The organism is Spongiibacter tropicus DSM 19543 (assembly GCF_000420325.1).
Taxonomy (GTDB): domain Bacteria; phylum Pseudomonadota; class Gammaproteobacteria; order Pseudomonadales; family Spongiibacteraceae; genus Spongiibacter; species Spongiibacter tropicus.
In genome coordinates, this window is sequence record NZ_ATUS01000002.1 from 246,007 (window position 1) to 265,409 (window position 19,403).

Annotated in this window: 21 protein-coding genes; 8 read left to right on the plus strand and 13 right to left on the minus strand. The window is 58.1% G+C overall.

Translation table 11 applies throughout. From position 1 onward, the window contains the following. Positions 1 to 19 precede the first annotated feature (19 nt). Complete coding sequence (gene yjgA, locus G411_RS20390; protein WP_022959616.1) at positions 20 to 544, plus strand: ribosome biogenesis factor YjgA; 525 nt, start codon at positions 20 to 22, stop codon at positions 542 to 544. A 1-nt stretch (position 545) separates the two neighbouring features. On the opposite strand, the gene G411_RS0112810 is transcribed toward yjgA, so the two are convergent. From G411_RS0112810 to G411_RS0112840, 7 genes are read right to left on the minus strand one after another with little or no spacing between them, the layout of a single operon-like run. Next, positions 546 to 1,355, minus strand: coding sequence for a carbon-nitrogen hydrolase family protein (locus G411_RS0112810; protein WP_022959617.1), 810 nt, complete (start codon positions 1,353 to 1,355; stop codon positions 546 to 548). A gap of 3 nt (positions 1,356 to 1,358) precedes the next feature. After that, positions 1,359 to 5,177, minus strand: a complete 3,819-nt coding sequence (locus tag G411_RS0112815; protein ID WP_022959618.1) for a YhdP family protein — start codon at positions 5,175 to 5,177, stop codon at positions 1,359 to 1,361. A gap of 50 nt (positions 5,178 to 5,227) precedes the next feature. Continuing rightward, positions 5,228 to 6,700, minus strand: a complete 1,473-nt coding sequence (gene rng / locus G411_RS0112820) for a ribonuclease G (RefSeq protein ID WP_022959619.1) — start codon at positions 6,698 to 6,700, stop codon at positions 5,228 to 5,230. A 4-nt stretch (positions 6,701 to 6,704) separates the two neighbouring features. Beyond that, entirely contained in the window at positions 6,705 to 7,268 is a 564-nt protein-coding gene (locus tag G411_RS0112825; protein ID WP_022959620.1) for a Maf family protein, read from the minus strand. A gap of 4 nt (positions 7,269 to 7,272) precedes the next feature. After that, a complete protein-coding gene (gene mreD, locus G411_RS0112830) occupies positions 7,273 to 7,758 on the minus strand; it encodes a rod shape-determining protein MreD (RefSeq protein ID WP_022959621.1) in 486 nt (161 codons plus the stop codon). Between the two features lie 3 nt (positions 7,759 to 7,761). Continuing rightward, positions 7,762 to 8,595, minus strand: a complete 834-nt coding sequence (gene mreC / locus G411_RS0112835; protein WP_084495511.1) for a rod shape-determining protein MreC — start codon at positions 8,593 to 8,595, stop codon at positions 7,762 to 7,764. A gap of 33 nt (positions 8,596 to 8,628) precedes the next feature. Continuing rightward, complete coding sequence (locus G411_RS0112840) at positions 8,629 to 9,666, minus strand: rod shape-determining protein (RefSeq protein WP_022959623.1); 1,038 nt, start codon at positions 9,664 to 9,666, stop codon at positions 8,629 to 8,631. Between the two features lie 236 nt (positions 9,667 to 9,902). Between G411_RS0112840 and gatC the strand changes: the two genes are divergently transcribed. The 4 genes from gatC to G411_RS0112860 are packed head-to-tail and all read left to right on the plus strand — an operon-like array spanning position 9,903 to position 13,477. Next, positions 9,903 to 10,190 (plus strand): Asp-tRNA(Asn)/Glu-tRNA(Gln) amidotransferase subunit GatC, encoded by a 288-nt coding sequence (gatC, locus tag G411_RS0112845; RefSeq protein WP_022959624.1) that lies wholly within the window; start codon positions 9,903 to 9,905, stop codon positions 10,188 to 10,190. Between the two features lie 44 nt (positions 10,191 to 10,234). Continuing rightward, on the plus strand, positions 10,235 to 11,689 hold the full coding sequence (gatA, locus tag G411_RS0112850) for an Asp-tRNA(Asn)/Glu-tRNA(Gln) amidotransferase subunit GatA (RefSeq protein WP_022959625.1): 1,455 nt from the start codon (positions 10,235 to 10,237) through the stop codon (positions 11,687 to 11,689). An 11-nt stretch (positions 11,690 to 11,700) separates the two neighbouring features. Then, positions 11,701 to 13,164: an Asp-tRNA(Asn)/Glu-tRNA(Gln) amidotransferase subunit GatB gene (gene gatB, locus G411_RS0112855; RefSeq protein WP_022959626.1), complete on the plus strand. Its 1,464-nt coding sequence runs from the start codon at positions 11,701 to 11,703 to the stop codon at positions 13,162 to 13,164. Between the two features lie 22 nt (positions 13,165 to 13,186). Next, the gene (locus G411_RS0112860) at positions 13,187 to 13,477 is read left to right on the plus strand and encodes a PA4642 family protein (RefSeq protein ID WP_022959627.1); all 291 of its coding nucleotides are present in this window, start codon (positions 13,187 to 13,189) and stop codon (positions 13,475 to 13,477) included. 19 nt (positions 13,478 to 13,496) lie between these two features. Here G411_RS0112860 and smrA read toward each other — a convergent pair whose 3' ends face one another. After that, the gene (gene smrA / locus G411_RS0112865; protein WP_022959628.1) at positions 13,497 to 14,084 is read right to left on the minus strand and encodes a DNA endonuclease SmrA; all 588 of its coding nucleotides are present in this window, start codon (positions 14,082 to 14,084) and stop codon (positions 13,497 to 13,499) included. 58 nt (positions 14,085 to 14,142) lie between these two features. Here smrA and G411_RS22570 point away from each other — a divergent pair, with 58 nt between their 5' ends. Continuing rightward, the gene (locus G411_RS22570; protein ID WP_084495514.1) at positions 14,143 to 14,358 is read left to right on the plus strand and encodes a cysteine-rich CWC family protein; all 216 of its coding nucleotides are present in this window, start codon (positions 14,143 to 14,145) and stop codon (positions 14,356 to 14,358) included. Here the strand turns inward: G411_RS22570 and G411_RS0112870 are convergent. From G411_RS0112870 to G411_RS0112880, 3 genes are all read right to left on the minus strand, one after another. Then, positions 14,346 to 14,708: a hypothetical protein gene (locus G411_RS0112870; RefSeq protein ID WP_022959629.1), complete on the minus strand. Its 363-nt coding sequence runs from the start codon at positions 14,706 to 14,708 to the stop codon at positions 14,346 to 14,348. The genes G411_RS22570 and G411_RS0112870 overlap by 13 nt on opposite strands. Further along, the gene (locus tag G411_RS0112875; RefSeq protein WP_022959630.1) at positions 14,705 to 14,962 is read right to left on the minus strand and encodes a hypothetical protein; all 258 of its coding nucleotides are present in this window, start codon (positions 14,960 to 14,962) and stop codon (positions 14,705 to 14,707) included. Before G411_RS0112875 ends, G411_RS0112870 begins: the two co-directional genes overlap by 4 nt. A 131-nt stretch (positions 14,963 to 15,093) precedes the next feature. Continuing rightward, positions 15,094 to 15,852 (minus strand): siderophore-interacting protein, encoded by a 759-nt coding sequence (locus tag G411_RS0112880; protein WP_022959631.1) that lies wholly within the window; start codon positions 15,850 to 15,852, stop codon positions 15,094 to 15,096. A gap of 115 nt (positions 15,853 to 15,967) precedes the next feature. Here G411_RS0112880 and G411_RS0112885 point away from each other — a divergent pair, with 115 nt between their 5' ends. Beyond that, a complete protein-coding gene (locus G411_RS0112885) occupies positions 15,968 to 16,393 on the plus strand; it encodes a MarR family winged helix-turn-helix transcriptional regulator (RefSeq protein ID WP_022959632.1) in 426 nt (141 codons plus the stop codon). A 94-nt stretch (positions 16,394 to 16,487) separates the two neighbouring features. Continuing rightward, a complete protein-coding gene (cysZ, locus tag G411_RS0112890) occupies positions 16,488 to 17,222 on the plus strand; it encodes a sulfate transporter CysZ (RefSeq protein WP_022959633.1) in 735 nt (244 codons plus the stop codon). Between the two features lie 7 nt (positions 17,223 to 17,229). Here cysZ and rhlB read toward each other — a convergent pair whose 3' ends face one another. Both rhlB and G411_RS20395 read right to left on the minus strand, forming a co-directional pair. Further along, positions 17,230 to 18,612, minus strand: a complete 1,383-nt coding sequence (gene rhlB, locus G411_RS0112895; RefSeq protein WP_028968418.1) for an ATP-dependent RNA helicase RhlB — start codon at positions 18,610 to 18,612, stop codon at positions 17,230 to 17,232. Between the two features lie 45 nt (positions 18,613 to 18,657). Next, the gene (locus tag G411_RS20395; protein ID WP_022959635.1) at positions 18,658 to 19,392 is read right to left on the minus strand and encodes an HvfX family Cu-binding RiPP maturation protein; all 735 of its coding nucleotides are present in this window, start codon (positions 19,390 to 19,392) and stop codon (positions 18,658 to 18,660) included. Positions 19,393 to 19,403: the final 11 nt, after the last annotated feature.

Below are 19,403 nucleotides of genomic sequence, written 5' to 3' on the forward strand. Positions count from 1 at the left end.
AAACCTCAAGAGTATCACCGTGACTGATTTCGACGAGCAGATGATCCCCAGCAAAACCGCACGCAAGCGCGAAATGGATGCCCTGCAAGCGGTGGGAAAGCGTCTGGTTGAACTGGGCGATGCCGATCTGGCCCGTATCCCCATTAATGATGAAGATCTGACGGAGGCAATCGCCACCGCGAAGCGCATCAAGAGCCGCGAGGGCTTGCGGCGCCAGATGCAATATATCGGCAAGCTGATGCGCCAGGTAGACACCACCGCCATTGAGGCCGCTCTGCAGGAACTAGATTTGGGGCAGAAAGCACTGGCCCGCCGTTTCCACGAGCTGGAAGGCCTCCGAGACGATATGCTCAGCAGCGAGCTCCAAGCGGGCGTTGAACTGGCTATGCAGCGTTTTGCCGACGCTGATCGTCAGCGCCTGCGGCAGCTTCTGGTGCAGGCGGCAAAGGAACGCAGTAACAGTAAGCCCCCTGCGGCGGCGCGCAAACTGTTCCGTTATCTTCGCGAACTTCAGGAATTGGCGAACGAAGACGCCGCCAGCTAATTCAAAAGCGCCGGTGCTGCATCACCGGCATACGCTGCCTGAGCGCCTGCTGCTCCGCCAGATCAATATCAGCAAGCGCCACACCCTCGCCAAACCCCATCTCGCTCAGCACGGTTCCCCAACTATCGATAATGCAGGAACCCCCAGACGTCTGCCTGCGTCGACTGTGAATCCCCCCCTGATTGGCCGCTACCACCGCAATCTGGTTTTCGATTGCCCGGGCACGCAGCAGTGGCAGCCAGTGCGCCAGCCCGGTACGACGGGTAAACGCAGCGGGGACCAGCAACACATCCATCCCCGGGTCCATCATCTGCCGAAACAGTTCGGGGAAACGTAAGTCATAGCATACCGCCACGCCGATTCGGCCAAAGGGACTGTCGAAGACACAGGGCTGATCACCCGGCGCATAGCTGTCCGACTCCCGGTATTGCTGCTGCGCGTCACCGACATCGGCGTCAAAGAGATGAATTTTGTGATACTCGGCCCGGCATACACCGTCGGAGTCATACGCCAGCGAAGCGGCATAGCTGCGGCCATCGTCGGCAGGCAGTGGCAGAGTCCCGCCGAGCAACCAAAGTTTGAGGGACGCGGCCTGATCCGCAAGAAAATGACGCAACTGTGATGCTTGCTGCTCGTGCTGCGCCAATGCCTGAATAGACTCGGTAGGCGCCATCAACGCAAAATTTTCCGGCAACACTGCCAGCTCGGCACCCTGCTCGGCCGCCTGCTTCAGCAGCCTTGCAGCCGTTTCAAGATTCTCATCCAGCGACCGACCGGACACCATTTGAATCGCAGCAAAACGGTTCGTCATACGCTATTTACTCGCCTCTTTCACGCTCTTCGGACCAGACTCGGAAGCATCGAAGATTCTCTCAAAGGACAATTCCGGTTTTTGCACCGTCCCGCCAATGTCGTACACCGCGCTGGAAAAACTGTCGACCTGCTCTTCAAACACCTTGGTAACCACAAACGCCCCTGCAGCCGCCGGCAGCCCACCGACCAATGCGGCCACCCAGGGTAAATTGCTGCCGACCGGCAGCGTCGCCACCAGACGCATATCCAGTGCTTCATTCAGTAAATTGATGTTGCCACTCATCTGGAAGCGACTCGAGGGCCCGCTGACATCCATCGGTTCAGTCAGGTACAGACGCTGGTTCGCAAACCCCAGCTCGCCCTTCATCTCGTCGAAATGGATGCCCTTGCTGAACACATCCCTGAAATCGAACTTCAGGCGCCGCACAATATTTGCCATGTTGAATATACTCAGCGCCCGCAGAGTCCCGCTGGCGGCATCAGAGCTTTTAAGAAAACGCCCATTTTTCAGCAGGAACCGCAATCGTCCCTGACTTTCACTCATTTGCCAGGCATCGGGCGCACCCGGCCAGCTCAAATTGAGATCGAAGCTTCCGGAAGTTGTCTCAAGCGCTTTGTCATAATCCAGGCGTTTAAGCACCTCACCCAAATCGCGCACCGCAAATTTGCCACGTAATTGAGAGCGGTGCTCCCCGCTGTCGTCCACCCACCAGTGGAGCTGGCTTTCCCTCTTGGCATCCCCCAGATCCACACCGAGCAACTGGCCGCGCAGCGACATGAAGTGCGCACCGCGTGCGTCTGGGCGCAAATCGAAACCGACTCGCCCGTAATCTTTCCCACCCAGACTGAGCTGCTCGATATCCACATCCAATATCGGCAAGCTGCGCGGATCCACTGACGCCAGACCGCTTTCTCCAGCGACCTGTTCTGTCGACAGTGCGGGCAGCGCCAGACGCTCGAACATCAGCACATAGGGCTCAGCTTCCGTCATCGGCACTTCGATATTACCGGCAAGTTCGCGACTATCTACCCGCAATGTCCACACCGACTCATCGCTGCGTGCACTGATCACGGCATCGTGCAACATCTGTCCAAGGGCATCCAATTCGCCCACCTGCAGACGATCAACGATCACCGGTAAGGATTCCCCGCTACCCGTGTTGTGCTGCTTTTGATTCTGCAACTCCAGAAAGCGCGTTAGCGCAAGTTGCCACTGGTCCATCGCCGCAAAATCGAGGGTACCAGTCACACTGACGGTATTACCGCGCAGCTCCGCGCTTGCCCCCTTACCCAGCGCAATCGCCACCGCACTCTCGTCGCCGCGCTGCTGGTAATGCAGTTGAAACAGTTCACCCAGGGCAACGGTCAGCGGTGGCGCATCGGAACCCAGTCCCGCATTTACGCGAAGGGGCAACGGCTCGTTAGATGCTTTGTAGAGAGGCTGGGGCAAGCGCACCGAAATGCCTTGCATGTCAGAGCGAATTTCCACCCCGGACTGATCCCCTCCCGCCCTTAACACCATGTCAACACGTGTTCGCCCCTGCAGAAAACCCATGGCAGGCTGGTCAAGCCAACGCTGCACATCTGCGGCATCGATCATGCTGCTGGCATCAATGCGTACCTCGCTTTTTTCCTGACGGATACTTGCCTTCAGCGCTTCTCCGAACAGACGGCCGCGTAATGACGGGCTGCGCAGGCCTTTCTCGGTACTGTAATACAACGGCCCCGTTATCTGGCTCAGCGACAATTTGATATCCGGCAACCACAGCAGCGGAAGATTAATATCGGCCTCTACCTCCACCGCGGGCAGGGCACGACCTTCCAGCGGGAGCTGCACCGACACCTTCGCGCGGCTCTCGCCCTCACCCCGCCAGCCATCAATAACGTTTCCACTCAGTGCGCCAATCGGGCTGTCGCGAAACAGCGCCTGCACCTCGGCAAAGCTGGCCCGCGCTGAGGCACCGACATTCAGTTGAGGAATATCCCGTTCATTGGGGGCAATACTCACTGCAACATCACTCAGCGCAATACCGTTGATGGACATGCCATCACCGCTGCCCCACAACTGGCCATCATCGAGATAAACCGCAGCCCGCGCCGCATTCAACGCGGGCCAGTCAGTTTGGAATTGCAGGCCGAGTTCCGATACGTCCAGAGCCAGCTGTACCGTTCGCAAATCGTGCTCGTCCGAACGCAGCGACCCTCGATAGATAAATTCGGCACGGTCCGCAACGCCCGCTTTCAAGCTGCCATCCAGCCAGGCAAGCAGACCGTCGCTCAGTATATCCGGCGCATAGCGACGAGCCGCCGCCAACGAAAGCTGCGTCCCAGAAACCGCCAGGGTCATTGCCGGCCCCACTTCCGCCCCGGCTTCAAATGGTAGATCGAGACGCAGTAAGGCGCGGAGCGGAGACTCACCATCCTTGGCGACGATCGGGCCGCTGTGCAGCGCCAAGCGCTGATCGGCGATCTTCCACTGCAGCTCCGTTGAAAAATCGGTCAGTTGAAACGGAGCGGGATACAAATCCGGAAAAGACAGTTCCAGCGCATCGCTATCGATCAGCAGTCGACCGCGATCACGTGTCACTTCCAAGTAGCCGCTAAGCCCTGTAACCCCCGGTGCACCGTGCCAAGGGGAAAGACGTAATCCGTGCAACTCGCTGCGCAAGGCGAATTCCGGCTGCTCACCACTCTTGAGATCGACACTGACCCGCTCAAGCTTGCCGCCGGGCTGCAAGGTGTTGAGCAGCTCGGTTAACGAATCCGATAAGGCTCCGCTGTCACGCAGCAGCTCAGCACCGCTGTCCAGGGCCAGCGATGGCAGCGAAAACTGCCAGGTGCTGACGTCGGGGTGTGACATCAAGAGCCCGTCCAGCGACAGCTCCTGCTCTCGCCAATCGGCCGCAAAACGTCTAAATCCCGCCCGCCAGAATCCATTCTGGTGACGACCATTGAAAACCATCTGAACATTCTGGAAGCTCTCATCTGAGCCCCAGAGACTGCCTATCGCCAGATTATCCGCCGACAGTTCGCCGGTGATGCCCATCCGTCGCCCGGCCTCCCACTCCAGCCAGAGCTGCCCATCAACCTTGCTGTGGATGAGCGCCTGATCATTGAAAAGTGGCGCCAGAGCGGAAAAGCGACTGCTGTCCAATGCAATGTAGGCGGTGGCGGAAAAACGGCGGTCACGAGGATCACCCAGCGCTTCGGCCAGCAACTGAATCTCGCCACTATCGTCCGCGCGGAGATTGGCATAGCTGCGGCGGAACTCACCGTCGCTCAGCCAGGAAAAATCCTCACTCTGTATGCGGCTCTGCGAGCCATCCGAGAAATGAAGATACAGATCGAGGTGTTGCATACTGGCGCGACGCACCGCGAGGATTAAATCCAGCAGCGAATCAAAACTGCCCCCGCCCCCGGAAGTGCTGATGCCGGGCAAGTACCAGCGGCCGCCGTCATCTTGACGCAAGTGCAGGGTGAGCGACCCCAGTTTTAACTGCTTGAGACGGGGCGCCGCACCCAGCAAGCTGCCGATCGGATCCAATACCACTCGCGCCTGATCAATGATGATGGCGCCGTTGCCAATATCCAGCTGCGAGACGTTCAGTACCGGTGACAGCCCCGACCAACTTCCCTCCAGCTTTTCTGCGGCCAAGGGAATTCCTGTTAAGCCCTCAAGCTGGACAAAAATATCGCTTTGATAACGGCTGACCAGCCCGATGTACTGCCGCCCAAGGCTGGCGTACAGCGCCAGCAATACCAGTAACAGCAGAGCCACACTCCACAGCACGGCATAGGCGCGACGGATCAGCCCCTGCACGGTTCAGTCAGCCCCACCGCAGTCCAGGGCGGATTGCGACGCAGGCCCCGTCAAAGCAAGATGACATCAAACTGCTCCTGGGTGTACATGGCCTCCACCTGAAATTGGATACTGGCGCCGATAAACTCTTCCAGATCGGCAACACTGGCGGACTCTTCATCCAGCAGACGGTCAACCACCTCTTGAGAAGCCAGCACCAGCAGGCTCTTGCTCTCGTAGGCGCGGGCCTCGCGCAGAATTTCGCGGAACACCTCATAGCAAACGGTTTCCGGCGACTTCAGCGAACCGCGACCGTGGCAGAAACGGCAGGGCTCACATAGTACGTGTTCCAGACTCTCCCGGGTGCGCTTGCGCGTCATCTCGACCAAACCCAGCTCCGATACGCCGGTAATGCTGGTCTTGGCGTAATCCTTCTCCATCGCCCGTTCCAGCGCCCGCAGTACCTGACGACGATGCTCGGGGTCTTTCATATCGATGAAGTCGATAATGATGATGCCGCCAAGATTGCGCAGCCGCAGTTGTCGCGCCAGCGCGGCAGCTGCTTCGAGATTGGTTTTGAAGATGGTTTCTTCGAGGTTGCGGTGCCCGACAAAAGCGCCGGTATTAATATCGATGGTGGTCATCGCCTCGGTCTGATCAATGATCAGGTAGCCACCCGACTTAAGCTCCACCTTGCGACCCAAGGCCCGCTGAATCTCGTCCTCTACACTGTAAAGATCGAAAATGGGCCGCTCGCCAGGATAGTACTCCAGCTTGGCGCGCAGCTCCGGCAGGAAATCCTTGGCAAATTCATCGACGCGCTGAAAACTTTCGCGAGAGTCGATGCGCACTTTTTCCAGCCCCGGCCGCACCAGGTCTCGCATGGTACGCATAAACAGCGGCAGATCTTCGTAGATGATCGATGGCGCGGGGTCACGCTTCATCCGGCGCTGGACCGCCTGCCACAGCCGCTGCAGGAAATCGACGTCGGCGCGCAGCTCATCCTCACCGGCCCCTTCCGCCGCCGTGCGGAGAATATAGCCGTCGGGAGGCAGACTGCCGTCTTCCGTGCCTTCCCGAAGAATGGTTTCCATCAGTTCGCGCAGCCGCTGCCTCTCATCCTCGTCATCAATGCGGTGAGAAACCCCGAGGTGCCCTGCACCCGGCATGTACACCAAATACCGCGAAGATACCGAAAGATGCGTGGTCAGCCGCGCCCCCTTGGTGCCCATGGGATCCTTGGTGACTTGCACCGTCAGTTGCTGTCCTTCGCGGATTTTGCTGCGAATATCAGCATGATCACTGCCATCCTGCGCAAGCGAAGCGATATCGGAGGCGTGAATGAAGCTGGTGCGCTCCAACCCCACATCCACAAACGCCGCTTGCATGCCCGGCAATACACGCACAACTTTGCCCTGGTAGATATTCCCGACAATGCCCTTGGAACGACTGCGTTCGATATACACTTCCTGCAGCACGCCGTTTTCCACAACGGCAACACGGGTTTCCACTGGCGTGACGTTTATCAGAATTTCTTCGCTCATCGCTCTACTCTACCATCATCCCCAGTGTGCGCAGCAGTCCCGCTGTTTCATACAACGGCAGACCCACTACGCCGCTGTAGCTTCCGTCGATGCGCGCCACAAACTGCGCGCCGCGCCCCTGTATGCCATAGCTGCCCGCCTTGTCGTCGGCTTCGCCAGTATCCAGATAAGCCGAAATCCGCCGCTCGCTCAATTCGCCAAACCATACCGCCGTCACCACCTGTTCTGCGAGCAGTTGCCCTGCGCCGCGCAAGGCAACAGAGGTGATAACCTCGTGACGGCGACCGCTTAAACGCCACAGCATCGCACGTGCGTCATCACGATTTTCAGGTTTGCCAAGAATGTCACCGTCCAGCGCAATGGCGGTATCTGCCGCCAGCACAATGGCGCCGTCAGATATCGTGCTTGCGGCAGCTTTTTCCCTTGCCATTCGGGCAACATAGCGACCGGGGGGTTCACCCGACCGCGGTGTTTCATCAATATCAGCCGGACAGACCCGGTAGCTTACCCCGAGCTGATCCAGCAGCTCAGCCCGGCGGGGCGAGGCCGAAGCCAGTATTAAATTCATAGAATCAGTACGCGACGAAGAGCCGTTGCAAAACGCTCATTGTGGGGCGCAAAATCAGCCAGAGCAATGCTGTACTCAATACGGGAAGAAAGACCTGCCAATAGGTGTAGGGCAGGCCGTTAAGGCTCTGCGCCCACTGTTCTACCAGTATGCGGAACAATTCCAGCAGGCCAATTAATGCCGCCTGCTTACGGAGGCTGAACATGCGCAATTGCTGGTAGGAAATTTGGATAATGTAGGCGACGACCGCCAAGGAGAAGGCATTCTGCCCCAGCACCGAGCCCAGCAAGATGTCCTGTACCAGGCCACATAGCCAGCACAGGGCAATACCAATACGCTCGGGCAACACCAGCAACCAGAAGATCAAGACCAGCAACAACCAATCCGGCCGCAGCCAGATAAGGGTTCCGGAGAGAGGGGTCAGACTCAGCAGCATCGCCATCAGCAGGCTCAGTCCGATAAAAATCAGGCGCTGCGGATGCACATCCATGAGCTACTCCGCGGCCGGACGGTCGCTGAAGACCAACAGCACATTGCGACTGCGATCCAACTCCGCCAGCGGTTTGGCACGCACCTCAGCAAACGGTTTGCCGGGGTCAATCGCCACCTTCGTCACCTCACCCACCGGATAACCGGCGGGAAAACGCCCACCCAACCCGGAACTGACCAGCAGATCGCCGACCTGGATATCGGTGGTCGCGGCAACATGGGAAACACTGAGTTCATCAATCAGCCCGCTGCCCTCAGCAATGGCACGCAGTCCGTTGCGACTGATACGAACAGGGATGGCGTGAGCGCTGTCGGTAATAAGCAGCACTCGACTGTGGTGAAGACCGACTTCAACAATCTGCCCGAGCAGGCCCTTGGCATCAATGACCGGCTGGCCGACAAAGGCTTTGTCCTCGCTGCCCTTATCGACCATGAGCATATGGCGACTGGGGTCGGAAGCGACCGCCACCACCTCAGCGACCACGACGGTATCGGTCACCCGCTCCGCCGAATTCATCAACTCACGCAGCCGCACATTCTCGGCTCGCAACTCGATATGTTTTTGCAGTTTGGCATTCAGAATCAGCGACTCCGCCCGGAGCGCCTTGTTTTCTTCGATCAGCTTGCTGCGACTGGTGACCAGCTCACTGAACTCGCCGCTGAGCCGGGAGGGGATATCTGCCAGCCAGTAGAACGGCGTAGCGATCGCCGACAGTTGGGTTCGCAGTGGACCCATAAACTCCAACCGGCTGCCCAGCAGAATCAATACCAGAGCGAGACCGCCCAGCACCAGTAAACGGCCACCCGATGAGGGTGGTTTGGAGAATACCGGTTTAATCGCCGCGTCCTCCCGCTGCCACCCAGCGCATGCTTATTCCGCTGACAAGATATCGAGGTGATGGCGATCCATCATTTCCAACGCTTTACCGCCGCCACGCGCCACACAGGACAGGGGATCTTCGGCGATCACCACCGGCAACGCACTTTCGTCCGCAATCAGCTGATCGATGCCGCTCAACAGCGCACCCCCCCCCGTCAGGACAATACCGGTCTCTGCGATATCCGCAGCCAGCTCTGGAGGAGACTGTTCCAGCGCGCGTTTAACGCCCTGAATAATCACCTGCAAGGGCTCCTGCAGAGCCTCGAGAATCTCATCGCTGTTCAGGGTAAAGCGACGGGGAATCCCCTCTGCCAGATTGCGGCCGCGAACATCGATTTCACGCAGCTCGCTGCCGGGGTAGGCACAGCCGATTTCCTGTTTGATGCGCTCGGCGGTAGCATCGCCGATCAAGCTGCCGTAGGTGCGGCGCACGTGAGTCACAATCGCCTCGTCAAAACGGTCACCACCTACCCGCACAGAATCGGAGTACACCACACCATTCAGCGAGATAATGGCAATCTCCGTGGTGCCGCCACCGATATCCACAACCATCGAGCCCGAGGCTTCTTCAACCCGGAGGCCCGCACCAATGGCCGCCGCCATAGGTTCTTCAATCAGACGCACTTCACGGGCACCGGCACTGAGCACCGACTCACGAATCGCCCTGCGCTCTACCTGAGTACTTTTACAGGGAACACTCACCAGCACACGGGGGCTGGGGCGGATGAAACTGTTCTGATGGACCAGCTTGATGAAATGCTGCAGCATTTTCTCGGTGACCTGAAAGTCGGCAATGACCCCGTCTTTCATCGGCCGGATGGCAGTAATATTGCCCGGCGTCCGGCCCAGCATACGCTTGGCCTCCATGCCCACCGCTTCGATCGTCTTCTGACCGTTGTGAACCCGAATTGCCACCACCGATGGCTCATCCAGAACAATTCCCTGTCCACGAACATATATAAGGGTGTTTGCCGTTCCCAAATCGATCGACAGATCGTTGGAGAACATGCCGCGAATTCGTTTCAACATGTGCGATTATCACCTTGTACGGTTCAACTAAGAAAAGAACCGGGCTGGCAGGGTCGAAAGCGCGCCACATTGGGCAGTACGAACCCCTAGATTAAAAACTTTGCCACTCTATCAATGGCAGGGATTTAGGGCAAGGCGCAAGTATGATAAGTTTACGGGCTTTTCCTAAGCCGGGTCGGGCATGCCCCCGACGATCGCAGGTGCCGCCACAGGCGCCACTCCAACAGGAATGAACCATGAGTTTAGAACAGAGCGACATCGCCAAATTGGCAAGACTCGCGCGCATCCGTATTACGGAAGAAAGCAGCGAAGAATTGCGCCAGCGAATCGGCGATATTCTCGGCATGATCGACACTATGCAGGCCGTTGACACTCAGGCGATCGAACCGATGGCCAACCCCCACGATGCCAGCCAGCGGCTGCGCGCCGACGTGGTTACAGAGACCGACCAGCGTGAGCATTTCCAGCGCATTGCACCCAGCACGGAAGACGGGCTGTATCTGGTGCCCAAGGTCATAGACTGAGCCCCACTCGCCCACGCCACAGAATTGAGAGAGCAGACGCCACCATGCCAAGCCACACCGTTGCCGACCTGTTGCGCGGCCTCGCCGCCGGCGACTTTTCCAGTGAAGAGATCACCCGTCAGTACCTGAACGATATCGAACAGCGCGACGGTCACTACAACAGCTTTATTAGCGTGACTGCCGAGCAAGCCCTGAACCAGGCCCGCGCCGCGGATGCCGCCCGTGCCAACGGCGAAACAGGCAGCCTGAATGGTCTGCCGATTGCCCACAAAGATATCTTCTGCACCGAAGGCGTCCGCACCAGTTGCGCCTCCAAAATGCTGGACAACTTCATTGCCCCCTACAGCGCCACGGTGGTGGAAAAAATGGCCGCCGCCGGGGCCGTCATGCTGGGGAAAACCAATCTGGACGAGTTCGCGATGGGCTCCTCCAATGAAACCAGCTTTTATGGCGCTGTGCGCAACCCCTGGAACCGGGACAAAGTGCCCGGCGGCTCTTCGGGCGGCAGCGCCGCGGCCGTAGCCGCGGGGTTGGCACCTGCCGCCACCGGCACCGATACCGGCGGCTCGATCCGCCAGCCGGCGGCGCTCTGCGGCTTAACCGGTCTGAAGCCCACTTACGGACGGGTATCGCGTTACGGCATGATCGCCTTTGCCTCCAGCCTCGATCAGGCCGGACCGATGGCCAGAACCGCCGAAGATTGCGCCCTGCTACTGCAAAGCATGGCGGGCTTTGACGCCAAAGACAGTACCTGCATGGATGTGCCGGTGCCGGATTACCACGCCGCGCTGGATCAGGATCTTCGCGGCCTGAAAATCGGCGTTCCCAAGGAATACTTCAGCGCCGGACTGGACAGTGCCATTGGCGATGCCGTTCACGCCGCACTGGACGAGTATCGCAAACTCGGCGCCGAAATCGTCGACATCACCCTGCCCCACACCGAACTGGCAGTGCCCTGCTACTACGTTATTGCCCCGGCAGAAGCCTCCACCAATCTGTCGCGCTTCGACGGTGTGCGCTACGGCTACCGCTGCGAAAACCCGCAGGATCTCGATGACCTGTACACCCGCACTCGCGACGAGGGCTTTGGCGAAGAAGTTAAACGCCGGATTCTGGTCGGCACCTATGCGCTGTCGGCGGGCTTCTACGACGCTTATTACCGGAAGGCGCAACAGATTCGCCGCCTGATCAAGAACGACTTCACCGAAGCGTTCAAGCAGGTCGACCTGATCGCCGGCCCCACCGCGCCGAACCCGGCGTTTGGCCTGGGTGAGAAAGTCAGCGATCCCGTCACCATGTACCTGGAAGATATCTACACCATCGCCGTCAACCTTGCAGGCCTGCCCGCACTGTCAATGCCGGTTGGCCTTACCAACGGCCTGCCCGCCGGCATGCAGCTGATCGGCCGCGACTTCGACGAGGGCCGCCTGCTGGCCGCCGCCCACCAATATCAGCAAGTCAGCGACTGGCACCTGCGCCGCGCTCCCGACTGCGAATAAGGAGAACGCCAATGCAATGGGAAGTGGTCATTGGCCTGGAAGTACACGTCCAGCTCACCACCCAATCCAAGATTTTCTCCGGCGCCAGCACCGCCTTTGGCGCGGCGCCCAACACCCAGGCCTGCGCGGTCGATCTGGCGCTGCCCGGCACTCTGCCAGTGCTCAATGAGCAGGCCGTGAAAGATGCCATCCTGTTCGGTCTGGCCATCGATGCCGAGATCTGCCGCGATTCAGTATTCGAGCGTAAAAATTATTTTTACCCCGACCTGCCCAAAGGCTATCAGACCAGCCAGATGGACAAGCCCATCGTCGGTCCCGGCGTGGTAGAAATTCGCCTGGAAGACGGCAGCACCCGCAATATTCGCATTCATCACGCCCACCTTGAAGAAGACGCAGGCAAATCCCTGCACGAAGCGTTTTTTCAAAACCACGGCCAGGGAATGAGCGGCATCGACCTTAACCGTGCAGGCACACCGCTGATCGAGATTGTATCCGAACCGGACATGCGCAGCGCCGAAGAGGCGGTTGCCTATCTGCGCAAGATTCACTCCATCGTCACCTATCTCGGCGTTTCCGATGGCGATATGTCACAAGGCTCCATGCGCTGCGACGCCAACGTTTCAGTGCGCCTTAAAGGCGAAGAGGAATACGGTACCCGCGCCGAAATCAAGAACATCAACTCCTTCCGATTTGTCGAGCGTGCCATCAAGGTTGAAGCCCAACGCCAGATTGATCTGCTGGAAGACGGCGGCACCGTGGTGCAAGAAACCCGCCTGTACGACAGCGACAAAAATGAAACCCGTTCGATGCGCAGCAAAGAAGAAGCTAACGACTATCGCTACTTCCCCTGCCCGGATCTGCTGCCGGTGCGCATCGAGCAGTCGCTGATCGACAAGCTCCAATCCGGCATGCCCGAACTTCCGGATGCCAAACGCGCCCGTTTTGAGAGTGAGTACGAACTCTCCGCTTACGACGCCAGCCTGCTCACCGCCGAGCGCAGCACTGCCGATTATTTTGAAGCTACCGCAACGGCAGCGGGCGACGCCAAGCTGGCGGCCAACTGGATCAATGGCGAACTGTCTGCGGCTCTTAATCGCGACGGCAAGTCGCTACGCGATTGCCCGGTCAGCGCCGAACAACTTGGCGGACTGATACTACGCATCCGCGACAACACGATTTCAGGCAAAATCGCCAAACAGGTGTTTGAAGCCCTGTGGAATGGCGAGGGCGACAGTGCCGATACCATTATTGACGCCAAAGGCCTGAAGCAAGTGTCAGACAGCGGGGCCCTCGAAGCGATGATCGATGAGGTTATTGCCGCGAATACCGCCCAGGTGGAACAGTACCGGGAGGCCGATGACGGCAAGCGCAAGAAACTGATCGGCTTCTTTGTCGGCCAGATCATGAAAGCCTCCAAAGGCCAGGCCAACCCCGGCATGGTCAACCAGTTACTCAGTAAAAAGCTCAACGGCTAAACCGCCGTTTATAGGATCAGCAATGAAAAAAGATAAAGAAAAGGTATTGGACGAAGTCTGGACCGAAGACCGCGTTCGTGAGTTTCTGAACGTCGAAGCCAAAGCGGGCGTCGACGCCGATTTTCACCGCTTACTGAAAGCTTACCAGAGCATGCGCGCCGACGATTTTGAGCTGTTCATCGGCATGTTTCTGCAAGCCGACGGCAATATCAACGCGGTGGACGGCAGCGGCCGCAGCGTACTGAGCTACGCGAAAGAGCACCGCAACTCCGCCGACTATGTAGCCGCCCTGGAAGCCAACGGCGCACAGTAAGCCCCGCACTCGGCCGCTTCTAATTTTGGGAGCGGCCTCGCGTCAGCCGGTCGCGATTTTCCTGTTTTTTCCGCTCGCTCTTTTTCAATAGTACATACACGGCCCCCGCACCGCCGTGCTGCGGCTGCGCGCTGCAGAATGCCTGCACCTCGTCAATTTGTGGCAGCCAATGGGCCACATGAGACTTCAGCACCGCCGCACCGGACTGGCTGTGGTGCCCCCGGCCGTGAACAATAATCAGCGTTCGCAAATCCATCGCCATGGCGTCGCGAATAAAGCGGAAGACCTGCTCCCTCGCCTGCTCAACGGTCATCTTGTGCAGATCAAGTCGCGCCTCGATGTCGTACTTCGCCTGCTTCAGCTTACGGTAGACACCGTACTGAACGCCCTCGCGACGAAATTCAACGATATAGTGGGGGTCCAACATGGGGATTTCGCTGCTGGATAGAAAGTTGCGGGGAGCCTGACTCGCCGTTGCTGCCAGGCGACGCGCGCGCTGCGCCAACGCATCACTTTCCTGCTTTTTCTTCAGGGCAACGCGGGCATCATTGCGCAAAGGTTGGACGCCGAGCATTTCCTCGGCAAACAGCTTGTCGTCATCTCTCATTGCAGCCTCACTTCCATCGCCATCACCGCTCTTACGCGATTTACAGTATTATCGATGGATGACAAGGGAAACTGCAAACAACCAGCTTTGCCCACTGTGCGAAGGTGAGAATCACTGCGCTATCGCCGCAGGGCAGGCCGCTGCCAGTTGCTGGTGTATGACGACGGAGATCAGCGACGAAGCAAAAAAAGCGGCGGCCGAAGCGGGGCCACCGCAGCGCTGCATCTGCCCCGGCTGCGCACAGCGCAGCGCGGTCAGGGTTTATTCGCCGTAGCTGTCCAGCTTCTTCTGGTAGGCATCACAGGCTGGCGTACTGGTGTCGGCTTCCAATTCCTCACAACTGAGCACCGCCATCGACTTCATACAAGCCACTGCGGGCTTGTACAGCGCGTGGCTCTCCATGCCGCTCGCCTGAAAGCTCGCCAGCATAGGGCCACACATACCATCAAGCTGCTGATTGATCATTGCCATCATCTCCGGCGGAATCTCTTCTCCCACCATGCTCGCTTTCGCGCACATTTTGGTCTTTTCGCACAAAGCGTTGGCAGCCTGCTCAAATGGCTCCGCAACGGCGGGCAGTACCAGCCCCATCAATACAGCAGCAATCCATGGCTTGATCGTCATTTTTGTTCCTCAATAATCAACACTTTCAGTGTCGCCCCCGAAGAGGCACCCAATACCCGGCCGTGAACGACTTCGGCCCGGCCGTTTGCATCCACAATCCCAACAAGTGTTCCTTTCGGGTACTCACTGAGATCACCGGATACATGCACCGTCTGCCCCGGAGAAAGCACCGTGATGTCGTCGACCTTGAGCGGCGGCGCCGCCCACGCCAAATTCCCGGCCAGCAACAACGCAGGCAATACCTTTCCTTTCATACACACTCTCCATTACAGGCAGGATGACACGGACATTTAACGGTGAATGATGGCGGTCGACAAGCCCAAATCACTGCGTCGCGAGCCGCTTCACATCAACGCGCCCCTACTCGGGTATGATGGCAAGCTCGCTACTGGGAGTCTTTTCGCTTTTCGATTTGGTGACGGTCCTCTGTCATACCGATTTGCCAGTAACCGCTGGCATACAGCCGGTCACGTGGCACGGCCCTATCACCGACCATGTAGCGGCGAATAGCGCGAACCGCCCCGCTTTCCCCCGCCACCCAGACTGCCGGGGAACCGGGAAGCCAGGTCTTGGCCTTAACCGCATCCACCAAGCCATTACTATCCAGTTCCGGGTGAGGGTTGACTCGCCACTGTACCGCCATCCCCTCGGGGAATGGCAGCGCCTGTCTGTCAGCGGGATCGAGGATGTCGAGAACCGCATAGCCTTTCGCCTCGGAGGGTAATCGCTCGATATTTGCCGCAATCGCTGGAAGGGCTGACATATCACCGGCAAAAAAGAACCAGTCGGCCTGCCAGTCGACAAACTTTGGCGCACCTGGACCGGCAAACCCCACACGGTCTCCAGGCGCGGCCGCTGCTGCCCACGCGGATGCCGGCCCGTGGTCTGCATGCATCATAAAATCCACATAGATTTCACCGCGTTCGGCATCGAAGTGACGCAGGGTATACGTGCGCACAATCGGCCGCTCTGCCTCCGGCATCTCCGCAAACGGCGGCAGGGCAATACTGCTTTGCCCTGGACGCGGCAGCAAAAGCTTGAAATTCGCGCTATCACAACCCGGTGGAAAATCACTCAGCTCACCACCGAGCACCAGTCGCCGCATATGGGGCGTCAGCAATTCATTACGTAGAACAGTTAACATTCTGGGAGACGGTCTGGACATAGCATTCCTCATAGCGAGGCGGAACAGGCTTGTGCCCGACCGCCACTTAGTAGACAATATCAACCATATTTAAACTAATTGACTTTGTCAACAAATGAGCACTGATATCCGCAACACCATCTGGCATCTGGCCTTCCAATTCAAAGTCAGCGCCAAGCACGCGATTCGCGACAGAGGCCTGCCTCTAAACGGCATGCATGCGCGAATGCTCAGCCTTATCCAGCACCAGGAGCGCTGCACGGCCAATCAACTCGCGACCACAACCGGTCGAGACAAGGCCCAAATTACCCGGCTATTGAAAGAGCTGGAGGACATGGGACTCCTTACCCGCCGCCCCCATCCCAGCGACAAACGCAGCCAACTTCTCACTCTCAGCACTGACGGCCAGGCGCTGATGGCAACCGTCGAAAAAGCCGAACACGCTGTCGAAGCACAAATGCTGAAAGGCCTCAGCCAAGACGAGGTCGCCTCGTTTCTAAAGCTGGCCGAGAAAATGCTCAATAACTTGCAGGGCAACTGAAGCCAGACTTGCGGGCAAACGTCTGTTAGCACTGCATCTTTCACGCGCTGACGCTACACTGCAAAATTCGTTAACCGGACTGGATGTCATCACTATGAGCCCTCTCAGCGGCCCCCAATACCTGTTTCGCGGCTTTGAGCTGCTGCGCCTGCCTGGCATCCGTCTGTTTGTGGCCCTGCCCCTGCTGATCAATACCGTAATCTTCGGCACACTGAGCTACCTCGCCTTCGACTATTTCTCTCACTGGATAAACCAACTGGTGGCCTGGCTCCCCGACTGGCTGGATTTCCTCCAGTGGCTGCTCTGGCCACTGGCGGTCATTCTGGTTCTGGCGGTGGTGATGTATTTATTCAGCACGATCGCCAACATCATCGCCGCGCCCTTCAATGGCCTCCTCGCAGAAAAACTGGAGGAGCATCTCTGTGGGGTTGAGGTCGAGGCAAGAGAGACGCTGGTACAGGCGCTGGCGAGCTTTCCTCGCAGCATCGGCAGGGAGTGCCGAAAACTGCTGTATTACGCGGGATTTGCGATTATTACGCTGATTGCCAGTTTTATTATTTCGCCCATGGCACCGCTGCTGTGGTTCGCCCTGAACGCATGGATGATGGCGATTGAGTACTGCGATTACCCGATGGACAACCACAAGCTGAGCTTCGCAGAAGCACGGCGGCGTATCGGCAGCCAGCGTGCAACCAGCTTCAGCTTTGGTGCACTGGTGATGTTGGGCACCATGGTGCCGATATTGAACCTGTTTATCATGCCCGCCGCCGTGTGCGGTGGCACGCTGATGTGGGTAGAGCGAATGAAGGGAATGGAAAAGCGCGCTTGAGGCGCGCTTATTTCAGCAATACTTCCGGGGGTTGCTCGCAATTGAGCTTCATACCAAGTTCGGCTTCGATATCCGGCAGCAGGAAGGCATCATCTTCACAGGCAAAGCTGATTGACGTTCCCGTTGCTCCTGCCCGGCCAGTACGGCCAATACGGTGTACGTAATCGTCAGGTTCTTCCGGCAGGGTATAGTTGACCACGTGACTGATGCCCTTCACGTGAATCCCCCGCCCCGCCACATCCGTGGCGACCAGACAGTTGATCTCGCCGTCTTTGAACTGCTGCAAGGTACGTGAACGCTTATTCTGAGGGATTTCTCCAGACAGAATACCGCAGCGAACGCCGGCTTTGCACAGACGCTCATGCAGGCGGCGCGTCTCATCCCGGCGATTGGCAAAGATAATAATGCTGTTCACATCCGGCTGCTTAACAATGTTCAACAGCACCCGGAATTTATCCTGAGACTCCACCAGGTACACCCGTTGATCGACGGTATCCGTCGCCACCGACTCGGGTTCGATCTCGATTTTTACCGGGTCCAGCGTCCACTGCTCCGTGAGGCGGACAATATCTTCGGTAAAGGTCGCACTGAACAGCAACGTCTGGCGGTGGGTTTTGCGAGGAGTGAGGCGAACAATGCGCTTCACCTGGGGAATAAAGCCCATATCCAGCATACGGTCGGCTTCATCGATCACCAGCAACTCCACCTGATCCAGATACAGATCACGGCGCCCGGAAAAGTCCAGCAACCGGCCCGGCGTGGCGACCACAATATCGACCAGGTCGTTATTCAAACGATCAAGCTGCTTCTGATAATCCATGCCGCCAATCAGTGTGACAACATTCAGACCACAGTATTTGCCAAGCTGACGCGCATCCTCACCAATCTGCACCACCAACTCTCGAGTCGGTGCAATCACCAATGCCCTCGGCTCACCGGCAAAACGCTCGTCTTCTACCGGGTTATTCAGCAGGTCATTAAAGATCGTGATCAGGAATGCCGCTGTTTTACCGGTACCCGTCTGGGCTTTGCCGATCACGTCATTACCGCGGAGAGTATGCGGCAGGGACGCCGCCTGGATCGGAGAGCAATACTGAAATCCGGCGTCAGCAATGCCATGCATCAGGCTCTCGTCAAGGCCGAGATCATGAAAGCGCGTTTTGCCCTCTTCTTCCGGCACCTGAAACTGATCAAGGCTCCAAGCTTGCTGTGGCGGTTTTTTCTTGGCGCGGGAGCGCTTGCGGCCACCGGCGCGACTATCGCTTTGCCGCTCGGCGTTTTTTGATTGATCAGAGGAGTCAGCGGGCGTGGGCGCAGCGGAGCGCTTGGCCTCGGCTGCGGTGTTATCGTCCGCCTTTGCGGATGAGGATGAAAACAGCTTCCTTAGCAAAATGATCTCTTCTTCAGAATTGAACAATAATCGAACATTCTACCATCATTCGTCGCCCGTTAGACCAGCAGCATCGGAATCCGCCGACTCAGAGGAGCGAACAGCCGGGGCACTGGCGGGGCCCGACGACACCAGCGCGGCTCGCGCCTGCCGGTCGAGATAATCATCCAAGCTCAACCATCGCCCGGCACCGGTGAACAACAGTGCCAGCAGCATGATGAAATAGGTCGCCGCCTGCTCAATACCATTATTGATCACGGCGAAGCTCCCCTTCTCAGTCAACCAGTCCCCGTTGCCGTGTTCGCTCATCAATGCTTCGGCACGCTGGAGACGGCGCGCGACATCCAGGCTGTTTTCCAGGCTGTCTCTTGCCGCAGGAATTCCGATGTCGGCCAGAGGTTTGGCCACGCTTCTCATGGGCTCACTGGGGGCGACGGTAAACCAGCCGTGTTGCCAGTGAACCGTAACAGCCGCTACCAGCATGGTGATCATCAGCGGCAGACTCACCCACCGTACAGCCAGCCCAAACAGCAGACAGAACCCACCTACCAGCTCGGTGTACGCCGCGAGATAGGCCATCAACACCGGCTCGGGAAACCCCAAGCCCTGCCCAAACCAGCTGATAATCTCATCGATGTGATACGCCTTGTATAAACCGGCAGCCAGCATGACCGGCGCCAGATACAGACGCATTAACAGCGGCGCCAGAAAGGCTAAGTGACGCAAGCGGCCAAACAGGCCGTCGTGAAGCCAGTAGTAACTGCGCAAAATGGCGTTCATGAAATGCTCCT

Bases quoted from the DNA above. Each gene is read 5' to 3' on its own strand.
- G411_RS0112810 (WP_022959617.1), bottom strand. From the start codon at position 1,355: ATGACGAACCGTTTTGCTGCGATTCAAATGGTGTCCGGTCGGTCGCTG.
- rng (WP_022959619.1), bottom strand. From the start codon at position 6,700: ATGAGCGAAGAAATTCTGATAAACGTCACGCCAGTGGAAACCCGTGTT.
- G411_RS0112825 (WP_022959620.1), bottom strand. From the start codon at position 7,268: ATGAATTTAATACTGGCTTCGGCCTCGCCCCGCCGGGCTGAGCTGCTG.
- mreD (WP_022959621.1), bottom strand. From the start codon at position 7,758: ATGGATGTGCATCCGCAGCGCCTGATTTTTATCGGACTGAGCCTGCTG.
- G411_RS0112840 (WP_022959623.1), bottom strand. From the start codon at position 9,666: ATGTTGAAACGAATTCGCGGCATGTTCTCCAACGATCTGTCGATCGAT.
- gatC (WP_022959624.1), top strand. From the start codon at position 9,903: ATGAGTTTAGAACAGAGCGACATCGCCAAATTGGCAAGACTCGCGCGC.
- gatA (WP_022959625.1), top strand. From the start codon at position 10,235: ATGCCAAGCCACACCGTTGCCGACCTGTTGCGCGGCCTCGCCGCCGGC.
- gatB (WP_022959626.1), top strand. From the start codon at position 11,701: ATGCAATGGGAAGTGGTCATTGGCCTGGAAGTACACGTCCAGCTCACC.
- G411_RS0112860 (WP_022959627.1), top strand. From the start codon at position 13,187: ATGAAAAAAGATAAAGAAAAGGTATTGGACGAAGTCTGGACCGAAGAC.
- smrA (WP_022959628.1), bottom strand. From the start codon at position 14,084: ATGAGAGATGACGACAAGCTGTTTGCCGAGGAAATGCTCGGCGTCCAA.
- G411_RS22570 (WP_084495514.1), top strand. From the start codon at position 14,143: ATGACAAGGGAAACTGCAAACAACCAGCTTTGCCCACTGTGCGAAGGT.
- G411_RS0112870 (WP_022959629.1), bottom strand. From the start codon at position 14,708: ATGACGATCAAGCCATGGATTGCTGCTGTATTGATGGGGCTGGTACTG.
- G411_RS0112875 (WP_022959630.1), bottom strand. From the start codon at position 14,962: ATGAAAGGAAAGGTATTGCCTGCGTTGTTGCTGGCCGGGAATTTGGCG.
- G411_RS0112880 (WP_022959631.1), bottom strand. From the start codon at position 15,852: ATGTTAACTGTTCTACGTAATGAATTGCTGACGCCCCATATGCGGCGA.
- G411_RS0112885 (WP_022959632.1), top strand. From the start codon at position 15,968: ATGAGCACTGATATCCGCAACACCATCTGGCATCTGGCCTTCCAATTC.
- cysZ (WP_022959633.1), top strand. From the start codon at position 16,488: ATGAGCCCTCTCAGCGGCCCCCAATACCTGTTTCGCGGCTTTGAGCTG.
- G411_RS20395 (WP_022959635.1), bottom strand. From the start codon at position 19,392: ATGAACGCCATTTTGCGCAGTTACTACTGGCTTCACGACGGCCTGTTT.